Consider the following 13,687-nt stretch of genomic DNA (forward strand, 5'->3'; position numbering starts at 1 on the left):
CTGTGACACTCGAGCCCCACGTCGTGCAGAATTTCGGCGAAGTCTTCACCCGTCGATGGGTGGTCGAGGCGCTGCTCGACCTGACCGGCTACACCGAAAGCCGCGATCTCGGCTCGTTGCGCCTGGTGGAGCCGTCCTGTGGTTCCGGAGCATTTCTGGGCCCCGTGGTCGAGCGCCTCATCGCCAGCGCCAGAAAACACGGACGCGACCTGGCCGGCCTCGGCGACGCGATCCGCGCCTACGACCTCCAGCCCGAGCACGTGCAGGCCGCACGACGACTATGCCAGGCGCTTCTCCTCGCCGCGGGCGCAGCGGAGTCGACCGCGGCGAACCTGGTCGGCACCTGGATTCACCGTGCTGACTTCCTCATCCCGGGGCGGACGGCTCTCACCGCCGATGTCGTGATCGGGAACCCGCCGTACATCAGGTACGACGACCTCTCGGAGGACCTCGCGACCGAGTACCGCAGCACGTGGCCCACGATGCGTGGCCGGGGTGACATCTTCGTCGGGTTCATCGAGCGGTCGCTGAGGTTGCTGAAGCCGGACGGCAAGGTGGGGTTCATCTGTGCCGATCGCTGGATGCGGAACCAGTACGGCGCCGAGCTCCGGGCCCTGGTGGCGCGTGAGTACGCGGTCGAGCACGTCTGGACGATGCACGACGTGGATGCCTTCGAGGCACAGGTGTCGGCCTACCCCGCGATCACGGTGTTCGGAAATCACGCGCAGCGCGTCGCCTGGGTCGCGGACACCAACAGCGATTTCGGCCCCGCCGCGGCACAGGCGCTCACCGAGGCCGCGCAGGATGACAGCGTGGAGGAGTTCTCGACCGCCGGCGTCAAGGCCAACCGGTTGCCGCATTGGTTCGACGGCGGCGAGATGTGGCCGACCGGGTCTCCCGCCCGTCTGGCGCTGATCGAACTCCTCACCGATCAGTTCGCTCCGCTGCACGACCCGGATACCGGTACGAAGGTGTCGATCGGCGTCGCCACCGGAGCGGACAAGGTCTTCATCACCAAGGATCGGACGGTCGCCGAGCCGGATCGGCTTCTCCCGCTCGCGATGCGACGAGACCTCATGACCGGCTCCTTCGCCTGGCAGGGGAATTACCTGGTCAATCCGTGGGCTGAGGACGGTTCCCTGGTGCCGTTGCGGGACTATCCCCGCATGGCCGCATACTTCGGCCGACACCCGGTTCTCAAGGACAGGTTCGTGTCCCGGAAAGATCCGTCCTCCTGGTATCGCACGATCGACAAGGTACAGTCCGGCCTCACCGGAAAGCCGAAACTGCTGCTGCAGGACATGAAGACCACCATCCATCCGGTGCTAGAGGAAGGTGGCCATTATCCGCACCACAACCTCTATTACGTCATCTCCGACAACTGGGACATGGAAGTCCTCGGCGGGCTTCTGCTGTCGCGGATCGCGCAGGCCTTCATCGAGGCGTACTGCGTTCGCATGAGGGGCGGGACACTCCGTTTCCAGGCCCAATACCTGAAGCTGATCCGGGTGCCCAGTCCTGAGGGAATTGATGCGGAGACGTGTGATGCACTGAGGTCGTCCTTCCGGACACGTGACGTGCGCGGCGCGACTCTGGCCGCGGCGCGGGCCTACAAGATCGACCCCGCACTGTACGAACTCGACGAAGCATAGGGAGACCGCGGTACGTGAGTGCGACATTCGAGGATTACGATGCGGCCATCAGGGCCTTCTGGACCGGCCGCGATCTCCAGACTCAGAAGCAGATCGAGTCGGGGAAGGTCGACGCCGGCACGCGGGGAAGTGTCACCGGTGGCCAGCACCTGACCGCGCTGCAGAACCTCATCGCGTCGCAGTTCGCCCCGCTGACGGCGCTCGGCGCGACGATTCGGCAGACGGGTGTCATCCCACTTCCCGGCTATTATCGGCGTGCCAAGAACTGGGACATCGTCGTGACCTACGGCGACACCCTGGTGGCGGCCATCGAATGCAAGTCCCAGGTCGGCTCGTTCGGCAACAACTTCAACAACCGGACCGAGGAGGCCATCGGAAACGCGGTCGATCTATGGCGTGCCTATGAGGCGGGCCTGGTCGGTCCGGTGAAGCCGTGGCTCGGGTTCGTCTTCGTCATCGAGAATGCGGCCGGATCCACATCCGTCGTACGTGATCAAGGAAGACCGCTCTATGCGCCGGACCCCATGTTCGACAGCTCGTCCTACGTTCGCCGCTACGAACTCCTCTTCGAGCGGCTGTTGCGCGAACGCCTCTATGATGCCGCCTGCCTGATCAGCACCACCAAGGGTGAGGGCATTCATGACGAGCCGCTGGCCGCCGTGTCCACGCACAATCTGACGGCCGCGATCGCGGGCAGAATCGCCTATATCCAGGCCCTCGGCTGAACGGGGCGGCAGGACACGTCACCTCGTGTGACTGACCGCGGGCCAACGGCATGGGTCGTGCCTGCATCCGGACATGCGAGAACCCCCCGAGGCCCAGCCTGCCTCGGGGGGTTCTCTACTACCGGGGTGATTGCCTATGCGGCCTGCAGGAACGTGACCGGGGGTGTGGCCTGGGACGGGACTGCGGTGACCGGGGAGGGAGCGGTGGCGGTGCGGATCGCGGCGAGGGTGAGGGTCGCGATCCGGGTGGCGGCCTGGCCGTCGCCGAAGGGGGACGGGGTCTGGGCCAGGCGGGCCAGGTGGGCGGGGTCGAGCAGCCGCTGGGCGGCCTCCAGGATCGTCTCGGGCTGGGCGAGCAGGGCGAAACCGGCGCGCATGGCCTCGGGGCGTTCGGTGCTGTTGCGGACCACGACCAGCGGCTTGCCGATCACGGTGACCTCCTCCTGGACGCCCCCGGAGTCGGAGACGATCAGGGTGGCGGAGCAGGCCAGCGCCAGGAAGCGGCCGTGGTCGAGCGGGTCGATGACGGTGATCCCGGAGGGGACGCGCACGCCGTACCGTGTGATGGTCTGCCTGGTCCTGGGGTGCAGGGGCAGGACCACGGGGTGGCCGAGCGCGGCCAGCTGCGACAGGATGAGCGCGAGCCGGGCCGGGTCGTCGGCGTTCTCGGGGCGGTGGATGGTGGCGAGCACGAAGTCGGGGTCGGTCAGGCCGGTCTCGGCGAGGATGCGGCGCCGCTCGAGCTCGGTGGGGAGCATCGCGCGGGTGGCTTCCACGATCGGGTTGCCGGTGACGTGCACGGAGGAGGCGGGCGTGCCGGCGCGGAGCAGGAATTCCGCGTTCTCGTCGGTGGCGGCGCAGTGGACGTCCGCGACCGCGGAGATGACCAGGCGGTTGATCTCCTCGGGCATGTTGCGGTCGAAGCTGCGCAGCCCGGCCTCCACGTGCACCACGGGAATTCCGAGGTAGTGGGCGGCCTGCGCGGCCGCGTTGGCCGTGTTGGTGTCGCCCTGCACGATGACGGCGTCGGGGCGGTCCTCGCGCCACAGGCCGGTGAGGCCGGTGAGCATCAGGGAGAGCTGGTCGGCGCGCCCGGTGCCGCCGATGCCGGGAAGCGCCGGCTTGAGGTCCGGCACACCCGCGACCGACAGGAATGTGGCGACCAGCGCCGCGTCGTAGTGCTGGCCGGTGAAGACCGGCCGGGCGGCCGGACCGAGCGCGGCGATGACCGGCCCGAGCTTGATGATCTCCGGACGGGTGCCGAAGACGACTGCCACCGCGGTCATCGGGTACCGCGCAGGGAGTGAGCGAGGTTCTTGATCCGGTGACGGCCGAACCACATGGCGACTGCGAGCACGCCGCCGGCGATCGGGATGCCGTGGATCGGCAGCGCCGGCGTATACATGGTCTGGCCGCACTTGACCTTGCCGACCTCGACGGTGGAGCTGAGGACGCCGACCGCGCCGAGCAGTCCGATCCGCAGCGCGGTGGCGCTGGCGCTGTTGGTGGTCGCGTCCGTGCTCTGCTCGTTGATCATCAGCGTGGCGATGTTGCCGAGGCCGAGCAGTCCGCCGACGTTGATGCCGGTGTTCGGGCCGGTCTGCCCGGCGAGGCTGGTGGTGGACGTGGTGCCGGTGCCGATCAGGGGCGTGGTCTTGGTCTCGAGCCGCAGGTTCGCGAGGGTGGACTTCGCCCGGAGGTCGCCGAGGGACGTGGCGTAGCACTCGCTGGTGATGGCGTCCGCCTTGAGCGTGACGGTGCCGAGGCCCGCGACGTTCAGCAGTTCGAGCGAGACGCCACCGCCGCCGGAGACGGTGCAGGTGCCGTCGTTGCCGATGGCGACCGCGCCACCGTTGCCGGCCACGCCGGCGCAGGCCGCGTCCCGGCCCTCGGCCCAGGCGGTGGCCTGCTGCACGAGCACGCCCGCCTTGATGATGCTCTGCCCGCCGACCAGCGCCGGCGTGCCCGGGTTGGCCGTCTGCATGGGCTGGGTGCCGTCGTTCGCGACCTGGCTGGGCGTGGTGTGCGCGCCGACCAGGCCGCCGACCAGCGAGGTGTTCAGGGCCTGGGCGTACGCGTTGGACGTGTCGGCCATGGCCGGGGTGGCCGCACCGAAGATCGTCGCGAGGCACACGCCCGCGGCGAGCGCCGCGTTACGTGCGGTCTTCCGTCGTGAGTTCATGATCTGTGCCTTTGCGGTTCAGACGCCGGTGAGCGTGGAGGAGGAGTGGTGGTGGAGCTTCTGGGCGGTCTCGATCTCGGCCGCCCACTCGTCGGGCGTCTGCGCCTGGGCGAGCGCGATGCCGACCCGGGTGCCCGGGTGCTGGGTCTTCTTCCAGTCGGTCTTGCGGCGGATGATGCGGATGAGCGCCCACCACACCGCGGCCTGCAGCAGGTAGCCGTAGAGCAGGTTGCCCATGGCCAGCGCCAGCGCACGCCGGCGGGTGATCATGTTTCCGCAGCGGGTGCGGTAGAGCAGGCCCCAGACCGCGTGCGGGAACACACCGAAGAGCAGCGCCAGCGGTACGACACCCCAGGCGCCGGTCACCCACCATCGGTCCGCGCCGCCGCCGGTGTTGAGCGCGTACCAGAGGTCGATGCCGATCGCGGCCGGGAAGATGATGCTGCCGGACAGCTGGGACCACGGGACGTACAGGTAGTAGGCGATCTCCAGCGCGCCGGAGAGCGACACGTTGCGGGACTGCATGACGGCCCAGAGGTACTTCAGGCACTGGATGCCGCCCTGTGACCAGCGGCTGCGCTGACGGATCAGCGGTCGCAGCTTGTCGAGGCCGGCCTGGGCCACGAACGTGTGGTGGCAGTACTCCGTCCGGTAGCCCATCAGGAGCACGTGCAGCCCGAGCTCGAAGTCCTCCAGCAGCGCGCCGTGCCACGGCGTGCCGAACTTCTTGGAGATCTCGTTGAGCACCGAGAGGCGGGTGAACTGGCCGTTGCCGCCCATGCCGACGCTGCCGGTGCGGCGGCGCAGGCCCTGCATGGCCGCGATCGGGCCGGTGAACTCCATGTCCTGCAGCTGGACCAGGATGGACGCGTCGCCGGGCGCCGGCAGCGCGCTGCGGGACGCCAGCGTCTGCACGTCCGTGCTGACGAACGCCTCGACGTCCTCGACCACGCGGACCAGCACCTGGACGGCGCCGACCGTGCCGTCGGCGAACATCTCCTCGCCGGAGATGATGTCGAACGCGTGCGGGTCGAGCCGGCCGTCCGCGTCGACGACGCCGACGATGGTCTTCTTCTTGTCGCCGCCGTTGCGGGTGACCCACTCGTCGATCGAGGACCAGCCGAGGTTCAGCACATCACCCTTGCCGGTACGCGCGTCCGGCGCGACCCGCGTGATGACGTGCAGCTTCGGCAGCCGCGGTGCGAGCTCGGCCAGGACCCGGCCGGTGGCGTCGTCGGAGCCGTCGTCGATGACCCAGACGTGCGCCTGCGGGAACGTGGTGGTGAGGTGCAGGACGGTGCCGCCGATGACCTCTTCCTCGTTGAGCGCCGGCACGATCAGGTGCCAGTCGTTGTCGGCGGAGTCGCCCGGCGGCAGCTCCTTGATGCTGAGGTACGGCCGCATGATCACGATGACGTAGACCAGGAAGCCGACGCAGAGCAGGAACGCGCCGGTGTTGAGCAGGGCCAGCAGCCAGTTCGAACTATCCATCATTGCGGGCTCCCTGGGGCTTGTCGCCGTAGAGCAGGACGTAGAGGTAGGCGAGGCCGCCGCCGATGACCCCGAGCGTGGAGATCAGCGTGCCGACCAGGATGTGCGTCGCGGAGTAGCCGTCCTCCGCGCCCCAGATCCGCATCGCCACCTCGATGGCGAGAAGCCGCAGGTGGTTGCAGACCATGATGAACGCGATGGCGGAGATGAGCGCCAGGAACGACTTGATCAGCGAGACGCGGTGGATCACGAAGAGGCCGGACGTGGCCAGCAGGAACGGGATGGCCAGGAACGTCACGGTGCAGCCCAGCGTGATGGTCACGCCGCTCTGGAAGCCGTTGATGTCGAACAGCACGGACGATCCGTTGCAGACCGCGTCCGTGAGCCCGTTCCGCCGGGCCAGCCAGGCCGACATGCAGGCCTCGGTGTGCCGCAGCTCCTCGTCCCAGTAGATCAGCGCCGCGATCGCGAGCACCGAGGCGATCGCGAGCGCGATGCGGAACGGGCCGATCGTGGCCTCGGACATCGCGCGGTGCGAGCGCGGGCGGGGAAGGTCGTACGTCGTCATGTCAGCCGCCCACGTGCATGCTGTCGCGGTGGCGCTCGAACTTGCGCTTGTCCGCGAGTCGCCAGGTCTCCTGCAGGTCGTCGGCCTCGCCGCGCATCGCCCAGCCCACCCGCGGGTGGACCTTGAGGTCGTTGAGCTTGCGCTCGAGGCGCGTGGCGGTGCCGGACACCTCGCGGCGCGTGCGGTCGAGCGTCAGCAGCGCGAAGTGCCGGCCGTCCAGGCGGACGGCCGTGGCGTCGTTGTTGCGGCGGCCCTCGTCGCGCAGCGCCTTGGTGATGCGGCGGAGCGCACCGGCCGTGATGACCGCGTCGACGCCGATGACGATGACGCCGGCGGGCGTGCCGTACCGGCGGACGACGGCCTCCTGGTCGGCCAGCAGGCCGCCCCAGGCGACGCGGTCCGGCAGGCCGGTGGGGGCGTCGCGGTGCACGCCGAGCAGCTCGCCGTGCACACCGCGCTGGAAGCGGGCGTTGAGCAGCTCCGCGTCGAGCAGTTTGGCCAGCATGGCGGCCTGGACGGCGACCAGGTCGGCCAGCGCCGGCATCTCGACCGCGTGCGGCGTACGGTCCAGGCCGCACAGCGTGCCGATCAGGTTGCCGGCCCGGTCGTACATCGGGGCGCCGGCGTAGAAGCCGATGTTCAGGCGGTCCGCGACGGAGTGCTTGTAGCCGGGCAGCGTGGTGAGGTCGTCGATGACCAGCGGCATGGTGGCGCCGCCGCCGAGCAGCAGACCGCAGACCGACTCTTCCCAGGGCTGGTGGAAGCCCGGGGCGACCGGCAGGCCGTCCGCGTCGGCCGCGAGCAGGACCTGCTCGTTGTCGACGACGCGGGCCACCATCCAGGCGTCCAGGTCGGTGAGGCTGCGCAGCGAGCGGACGACCGAGTTGGCCAGGACCGTGAAGTCCGCGGGCGCGGTCTGCTCGGCCGGCGTCGGCGCGAGCTCCTCGCCGGACTTCCGGAAGCTGATCTGCTTCAAAGTGTTCCCCCGTTGTGTTTCCCCCACACCGGTACGCGTCGGACTCTGCTGGAGACGCGGTAGCGGCGGCCACGTCGCGGTGGCACCCTGCACTTCGGCCTCGCCGGCGAGGGCTTGACGAATCACCCGGTTGTCACTCGGTGGCAGGTGGGGTCCCCACGCGTGCGAAGCCTCTTGGCGATCGAGTCGCATGCCCGCCCCTCCGTCACTCCGTAATAACAGTCAGTTACCGACTGCTCACACAAAGATGCGGAGGCGCGGGCGGGGAATCAATGGCGGGGCGGGTTTTGCAACCGGGGCAACCCGCTTGCAACTTCCTCCGTGGAAGTTTCCACGCCCCTGTCGGCCGTTCGGGGGGTCGACCCCTTCATGCCCGGCCGTTACGTTGACAGCTACTCGTACCGGTTTGACACGGTTGGATCTTCAACGCGTGCCAGGAAGGCGGTCGAATTGAGAGCTCAGGCCGCGTATCGCGCCCCCGTCGACTGCCGGGGCAACAGCGGCCGGGGGTCGACGTGCCGCCCGTAGAGCCCGAGCGCGTCCACCAGCATGGCCTGGACGGCGTACGAGTCGGGCAGCCGCCACTGCACCTCCTCCGGCGACACCGCCCAGCGCACCGGCCCCTCGGGCATCCGGGTCGGCGGGGCGGGAATCCAGGAGCCGGGACCGTGCCGGACCACGTCCAGGCACTCGTCCAGCTCCGGTCGCAGCGGGTCACCGGGCGCGACCAGCAGCATCCACCGCCCGGTCGGCGTGACCGCGATCGGGCCGCGCACCTGCCCGCGCCCCGGGCCGACCACGCCGGCCAGCAGGCGGGCCGCGCCCAGCACGCGCAGACCGAGGTGTGCGGGCACCTCCAGCACGTCGAACGCGCGGCCGGTGGCCAGCAGCACCGAATACGGCCGGGAGCGCCACCAGGCCGCCACCCGGGCGACGTCGACCGTGGCCTCGCGCTCCCAGGACTCCAGCGCCGGGTGGCAGGCGATCGTCGGGCAGCCCGGTCGCCCGCAGACGAACTTCGTGCCGGTCAGGCACGCTCCGGGGAGCACGTGCCAGTCGTGGTCCGCGTAGCGCAGCGCGGCACGGCGCAGGCGCGGCCGTTGCAACACGCTGGTCAATCCGGACAGGGCCGGCGAAACAAATGGCGGTCGGGCGCTCCACCGCATGGCTAGAAAACCCCCAGGTCGGTAATTCATCCAGATTCTCGGGTGATCAAGCCGTCACCCGACGCACTCGCCGTCGTTATCGAGTGTCGTACCGGTTGCAACTTGCACATGAAGTTACGAACAGCGGGAGCCCGGCGAGCACACTCGCTGTGCGACCGCACCAAGCAGTGACCCCCACCGGCACCGGAAATTCAAAGACGTGTTTCTCCGCTCGGGGTGCCGCCATATCGAGCACGGTGAGCAAGGGGAGGACCAGTGGACGAGCTGCCGATCGGACGCCGCGTGGCGTACTGGAGGGGCCGACGCAAGATGTCCCAGCAGGTCTTCGCGGACCGGCTGGGGAAGTCGAAGAGCTGGGTGGACAAGGTCGAGCGCGGCGTCCGCCGGCTCGACAAGTTCTCCGTGATCTACGAGATCGCGGATGTGCTGCAGGTCGACGTGCAGCTGCTGCTCGGCAAGGATCCGGAGCGCCGGCCGGACACCGTCAACTGCATCGACCAGGTCGAGGTGGAGGAGATCCGCTCCGCGCTCGAGCGGTACAACCAGATCAGCGCGTTCTTCGCGGCCACGCCGCAGGCGCCGCCGCTGGGCGAGATGCGCAAGGCGGTCAGCCACGCGTGGCTGACGTTCCAGCACGCGAAGTACGGCGTGCTGGCCCGCGCGCTGCCCAAGCTGCTGCGCGACGGCCAGGCGCTGGACACGTCCACACCGGACACGGACCGCCCCGAGGCCGCCCACCTGCTCGGGCAGGTGTACCAGATCGCCTCGTCCACATTGCGCAAGCTGGGCGAGCACGAGCTGTCCTGGCTGGCGGCGGACCGGTCCATCGCGGTGTGCCAGCGTGCCGACGACCCGCTGCTGGCCGGCGTCGCGACGTACCGTGTCGGCAGTTCGCTCCTGGCTCTGGGCCGCGCCAGGCCCGCGCTGGAGATCCACGTGAACGTCGCGAACCAGATCGCCCCGGCCGGTGACACGGACAGCACGCCGGAGCGCCTCAGCGTGTACGGCATGCTGCTGCTCCAGGGCGGCATGGCCGCGGCCCGGCTCGGCGACACCGCCACCGTGCACGACCTGATGAACGAGGCGACCCGCGTCGCCGAGCACGTCGGCGTGGACGCGAACCACTACTGGACCTCGTTCGGGCCGACCAACGTGCAATTGCACCGCGCGGCGGCCATGGTGGAGCTGGGCGACGGCCGGATGGCGATCGAGACGCACGACAAGATCGCCGAGACCGGTGGGCTGGACTCGCTGCTGCCGGAGCGCCGGGCGCATCACTACCTCGACCTCGCCCGCGGATACTCGCAGATGGGAGAGATGGAGAGGGCGGGAGAGATGCTGCTCGAAGGTGACCGGCTCGCGCCGTCGGAGATCCGCTGCCGGCCGATCGCGCACGCGGTCATCTCGGACGTGCTACGTCGCACCCGTGGTACGCCGCCGGCCGCCATCGCCGAGTTGGCTGAGCACATGGGAGTTGGCGTATGAAAGTTCATCAACCATGATCGGCGGTGTGCCCGCGCGCGTGCTCTACGTCGTGGCCTGCGGATCTCCGGTCGCCAGCAAGGTCGGCGTGCTGGTGGATCTGGCGCGGGCCGACGGCTGGGACGTCTGCGTCATCACGACGCCGGACGGTCGCCGGTTCGTCGACGCGGCGGCGCTGGCCACGCAGACCGGACACCCGGTCCGTTCCAGCTACAAGAACCCGGGCGATTCGGACGTGCTGCCGCCGCCGGACGCGATCGTCGTCGCGCCTGCCACGGTCAACACGGTCAACAAGTGGGCGGCCGGCATCGCGGACACGCTCGCGCTCGGGCTGCTGGTGGAGGCCTACGGGAAGGGTCTGCCGATCGTCGCCATGCCGTACACGAACGAGGCGATGGCCGCGCACCCCGCGTTCCGGGAGAACATCGACCGGCTGCGCTCCTGGGGCGTGAGCGTGCTGTTCGGCGACGACGTGGTGGAGCTGCACCCGCCCGGCACCGGCGACCGTTACGTGGACCGGTTCCCCTGGGCCCTGACGCTGGAGGTGCTGCGCGTGCGGCTCCCCACGGACGGCAGCCTGACCTGAGGCGAGGCCGATAGAGTCTTCGCCGTGACATCGGAAACGACCGTCGGCCGGCTGGTGGACGCGCTCGAGGCGCGCTACCGGCCGGCCTGGGCGGAGGAGTGGGACCGCATCGGCCTGGTGCTCGGCGAGCCGGAGGCGGTCGTGCGCCGCGTGCTGTGCGTGGTCGACGTGGTGCCCGAGACCGTCGACGAGGCGCTGGAGATCGGCGCGGACCTGATCGTGGCGCACCATCCGCTGCTGCACAAGGGCGTGTCGTCGGTCGCGCCGACCACGTTCAAGGGCCGGATCGTGCACCGGCTGATCAAGGGTGACGTCGCGCTGTTCACCGCGCACACCAACGCCGACTCGGCGAATCCGGGCGTTTCCGACGCGCTCGCGGCCCGGCTGGGCCTGACCGATCTGCGCCCGCTCGTCCCGCGCAAGGACGATCCCACGCTCGGTCTCGGCCGGGTGGGCACGTTGCCCGCGCCGCTGACGCTCGCCGCGCTGACCGCGAAAGCCGCAGATCAACTGCCGAGGACCGCCTGGGGGGTACGCGCCGCGGGCGACCCGGAGCGCATCATTCGTACCGTGGCGGTCTGTGGTGGTGCCGGCGACTCGTTCCTGGGCGCGGCGGCCGCGTCCGGCGCCGAGGCATACTTGACCGCTGACCTCCGGCACCACCCGGCCGGTGAGCACCTCGCCGCGGGCGGCCCGGCGCTGCTGGACGCCGCGCACTGGGCCACCGAGCGCCCCTGGTGCGACGACGTCGCACAGTGGCTGCGCGCCGCGCACCCGGTCGAGGTGATCGTCTCGGACCTGGACACCGACCCCTGGACGCTGCATGCGGCGTCCCCGCTCTCCACTGAACAGAAGAAGGAGCCCTCGTCGTGAAGGCCGCGCCGAAAGATCAACGCCGTCTGCTGGATCTGCAGGCTGTCGACACCTCCCTGGCCCAGCTCGCACACCGGCGCAAGACGCTGCCGGAGTTCGCCGAGCTGGACACGCTGGCCCGCACCCTCTCCGCGCTGGAGGACGAGCGGGTGCGCGCTCAGGTCACGGTGGACGACATCGACCGCGACATCGCCCGCCTGGAGCGGGACATCGACCAGGTCCGGCTCCGCCGCCAGAAGGACGACGACCGGCTGGCCGCCGGCACCGGCCCGGCCCGCGAGCTGGAGGCGCTGCAGCACGAGGTGGCCAGCCTGACCCGCCGGCAGAGCGAGCTGGAGGATCAGGAACTGGAGCTGATGGAGCAGCGGGAGACCGCGCAGGCCACGCTGGACGAGATCGGCGGCCGTCAGGTCGCCGCGCGGGAGAACCGCGTGGCGGCCGAGGCGCGCCGCGATGCCGCGCTCCTGGAGATCACCAAGGAGGAGGAGTACAAGGCGAAGTCCCGCACGCCGCTGGCCTCGGACCTCCCGGGCGACCTGATCGCGCTCTACGACCGGCTCCGTGAGGCGAACGCCGGGCTCGGCGCCGCGCTGTTCCGCGCCGGGCGCTGCGGCGGCTGCCGCCTGGAGCTGTACGGCCAGGAGCTGCACCGGGTGAAGGCCGCGCCGGCCGACGACGTGGTGCGCTGCGAGGAGTGCGGCCGGATCATGGTGCGTACCGCGGAGTCCGGTCTGTGAGCCTGCACGTCATCGTCGAGGCGGACGGCGGGTCGCGGGGCAACCCCGGCCCGGCCGGGTACGGCGCGGTGGTGTTCGAGGCCGCCACCGGCCAGGTCCTGGCCGAGCGGTTCGACTCGGTCGGCGTGGCCACGAACAACGTCGCGGAGTACTCGGGCCTGATCGCGGGCCTCACGGCCGCCGGCGAGCTGGGCGCGACCGAGGTCGACGTGCGGATGGACTCCAAGCTGGTGGTCGAGCAGATGTCCGGCCGCTGGCGGATCAAGAACCCGGGGCTGCGTCCGCTCGCCGCCACGGCCGCCGGTCTGGTCGACACCTTCGACACGGTCCGTTTCTCCTGGATCCCCCGGGAGAAGAACAAGGCCGCCGACGCGCTGGCGAACAAGGCGATGGACGGCGAACGCAGCGTGTCGCCCATCGCCGCCGCTCCCGCGCCCGCCCCCGTGGAGACGCCGCGGTCCTGGGCGCCGCCGTCGATGGCCGCGGCGACCCGGATGATCCTGGTCCGGCACGGTGAGACCGAGCTGACCGCGGAGAAGCGCTACTCGGGCCGCGGTGACGTGCCGCTCTCCGCGCACGGCCAGGAGCAGGCCGAGGCCGCGGCCCGCCGGGTGGCCGCGCTCGCGCCGGGCCTGGCCGCCGTGATCACCTCGCCGCTGGCCCGGTGCGCCGCGACCGCGGCGGAGATCGCCCGTGCCGCCGGCGACGTGCCGGTGCTGGTCGAGCCCGGTTTCATCGAGTGCGACTTCGGCGACTGGGAGGGCAAGAGCTTCGCGGAGGTACGCGAGAACTGGCCCGAGGAGATGCGTCGCTGGCTGGACTCGACCGCGGTGGCGCCGCCCGGTGGCGAGTCGTTCAAGGCGGTCGCGAAGCGGATCCGGGGCGCGCGGGCCGCGGTGCTGGCCGCGCACGAGGGCGCGACGATCGCGGTGGTCAGCCACGTGTCGCCGATCAAGCTGCTGCTCCAGGACGCGCTGGCCGCGTCCGACGCGTTCCTGCACCGGCTCTACCTGGAGCCGGCCGGCATCTCCATCGTGGACAGCTGGCCGGACGGCAACGTGGCGGTGCGGACGGTCAACGACACCGCGCATCTGGCCTGACATCGACAACGACGACGCCCGCGTCCTGGGATTCCCGGGGCGCGGGCGTTCGGCGTACCACCGGATGATCGTGATCTAGGTCGATGAACCATCCGGCGCACGGGCCCCGCCACTGGCCGCATTTGTGAACTGCATCACTTCACAGCCTC

13 protein-coding genes are annotated in these 13,687 nt (G+C 70.2%); 7 read left to right on the forward strand and 6 right to left on the reverse strand.

All coding sequences use genetic code 11. The features are described 5' to 3' along the window. The first annotated feature begins 2 nt into the window (after positions 1-2). A complete protein-coding gene (locus tag OP04_RS24855; RefSeq protein ID WP_033342245.1) occupies positions 3-1,652 on the forward strand; it encodes an Eco57I restriction-modification methylase domain-containing protein in 1,650 nt (549 codons plus the stop codon). A gap of 14 nt (positions 1,653-1,666) precedes the next feature. Further along, positions 1,667-2,377 carry a PaeR7I family type II restriction endonuclease gene (locus OP04_RS24860; protein ID WP_033342246.1) on the forward strand — a complete coding sequence of 237 codons (711 nt, stop codon included), beginning with the start codon at positions 1,667-1,669 and terminating at the stop codon, positions 2,375-2,377. Between the two features lie 134 nt (positions 2,378-2,511). Here the strand turns inward: OP04_RS24860 and wecB are convergent, their stop codons facing one another. The 6 genes from wecB to OP04_RS24890 form a co-directional block, all read right to left on the reverse strand. Then, on the reverse strand, positions 2,512-3,663 hold the full coding sequence (gene wecB / locus OP04_RS24865; RefSeq protein ID WP_051798914.1) for a non-hydrolyzing UDP-N-acetylglucosamine 2-epimerase: 1,152 nt from the start codon (positions 3,661-3,663) through the stop codon (positions 2,512-2,514). Further along, positions 3,660-4,559 carry a hypothetical protein gene (locus tag OP04_RS24870; RefSeq protein WP_033342247.1) on the reverse strand — a complete coding sequence of 300 codons (900 nt, stop codon included), beginning with the start codon at positions 4,557-4,559 and terminating at the stop codon, positions 3,660-3,662. Before OP04_RS24870 ends, wecB begins: the two co-directional genes overlap by 4 nt. Positions 4,560-4,577: 18 nt before the next feature. After that, positions 4,578-6,053, reverse strand: a complete 1,476-nt coding sequence (locus OP04_RS24875) for a glycosyltransferase family 2 protein (protein WP_085066739.1) — start codon at positions 6,051-6,053, stop codon at positions 4,578-4,580. After that, positions 6,043-6,618: a hypothetical protein gene (locus OP04_RS24880; RefSeq protein ID WP_033342248.1), complete on the reverse strand. Its 576-nt coding sequence runs from the start codon at positions 6,616-6,618 to the stop codon at positions 6,043-6,045. Before OP04_RS24880 ends, OP04_RS24875 begins: the two co-directional genes overlap by 11 nt. A 1-nt stretch (position 6,619) precedes the next feature. Then, a complete protein-coding gene (locus tag OP04_RS24885) occupies positions 6,620-7,594 on the reverse strand; it encodes a GAF domain-containing protein (RefSeq protein ID WP_033342249.1) in 975 nt (324 codons plus the stop codon). A 458-nt stretch (positions 7,595-8,052) separates the two neighbouring features. Continuing rightward, positions 8,053-8,760 (reverse strand): bifunctional DNA primase/polymerase, encoded by a 708-nt coding sequence (locus tag OP04_RS24890; protein ID WP_051798918.1) that lies wholly within the window; start codon positions 8,758-8,760, stop codon positions 8,053-8,055. Positions 8,761-9,015: 255 nt separating this feature from the next. Between OP04_RS24890 and OP04_RS24895 the strand changes: the two genes are divergently transcribed. From OP04_RS24895 to OP04_RS24915, 5 genes are read left to right on the forward strand one after another with little or no spacing between them, the layout of a single operon-like run. Beyond that, positions 9,016-10,245: a helix-turn-helix domain-containing protein gene (locus OP04_RS24895; RefSeq protein ID WP_033342250.1), complete on the forward strand. Its 1,230-nt coding sequence runs from the start codon at positions 9,016-9,018 to the stop codon at positions 10,243-10,245. A gap of 13 nt (positions 10,246-10,258) precedes the next feature. Next, positions 10,259-10,828 (forward strand): flavoprotein, encoded by a 570-nt coding sequence (locus OP04_RS24900; RefSeq protein WP_033342251.1) that lies wholly within the window; start codon positions 10,259-10,261, stop codon positions 10,826-10,828. Between the two features lie 24 nt (positions 10,829-10,852). After that, a complete protein-coding gene (locus tag OP04_RS24905) occupies positions 10,853-11,701 on the forward strand; it encodes a Nif3-like dinuclear metal center hexameric protein (RefSeq protein ID WP_033342252.1) in 849 nt (282 codons plus the stop codon). Further along, the gene (locus tag OP04_RS24910) at positions 11,698-12,438 is read left to right on the forward strand and encodes a zinc ribbon domain-containing protein (RefSeq protein WP_033342253.1); all 741 of its coding nucleotides are present in this window, start codon (positions 11,698-11,700) and stop codon (positions 12,436-12,438) included. Before OP04_RS24905 ends, OP04_RS24910 begins: the two co-directional genes overlap by 4 nt. Continuing rightward, positions 12,435-13,538 carry a bifunctional RNase H/acid phosphatase gene (locus OP04_RS24915; RefSeq protein WP_033342254.1) on the forward strand — a complete coding sequence of 368 codons (1,104 nt, stop codon included), beginning with the start codon at positions 12,435-12,437 and terminating at the stop codon, positions 13,536-13,538. Before OP04_RS24910 ends, OP04_RS24915 begins: the two co-directional genes overlap by 4 nt. Positions 13,539-13,687: the final 149 nt, after the last annotated feature.

This window comes from Catenuloplanes japonicus (assembly GCF_000717135.1).
Lineage (GTDB): Bacteria > Actinomycetota > Actinomycetes > Mycobacteriales > Micromonosporaceae > Catenuloplanes > Catenuloplanes japonicus.

Bases quoted from the DNA above. Each gene is read 5' to 3' on its own strand.
- wecB (WP_051798914.1), bottom strand. From the start codon at position 3,663: ATGACCGCGGTGGCAGTCGTCTTCGGCACCCGTCCGGAGATCATCAAG.
- OP04_RS24870 (WP_033342247.1), bottom strand. From the start codon at position 4,559: ATGAACTCACGACGGAAGACCGCACGTAACGCGGCGCTCGCCGCGGGC.
- OP04_RS24875 (WP_085066739.1), bottom strand. From the start codon at position 6,053: ATGATGGATAGTTCGAACTGGCTGCTGGCCCTGCTCAACACCGGCGCG.
- OP04_RS24880 (WP_033342248.1), bottom strand. From the start codon at position 6,618: ATGACGACGTACGACCTTCCCCGCCCGCGCTCGCACCGCGCGATGTCC.
- OP04_RS24890 (WP_051798918.1), bottom strand. From the start codon at position 8,760: ATGCGGTGGAGCGCCCGACCGCCATTTGTTTCGCCGGCCCTGTCCGGA.
- OP04_RS24900 (WP_033342251.1), top strand. From the start codon at position 10,259: ATGATCGGCGGTGTGCCCGCGCGCGTGCTCTACGTCGTGGCCTGCGGA.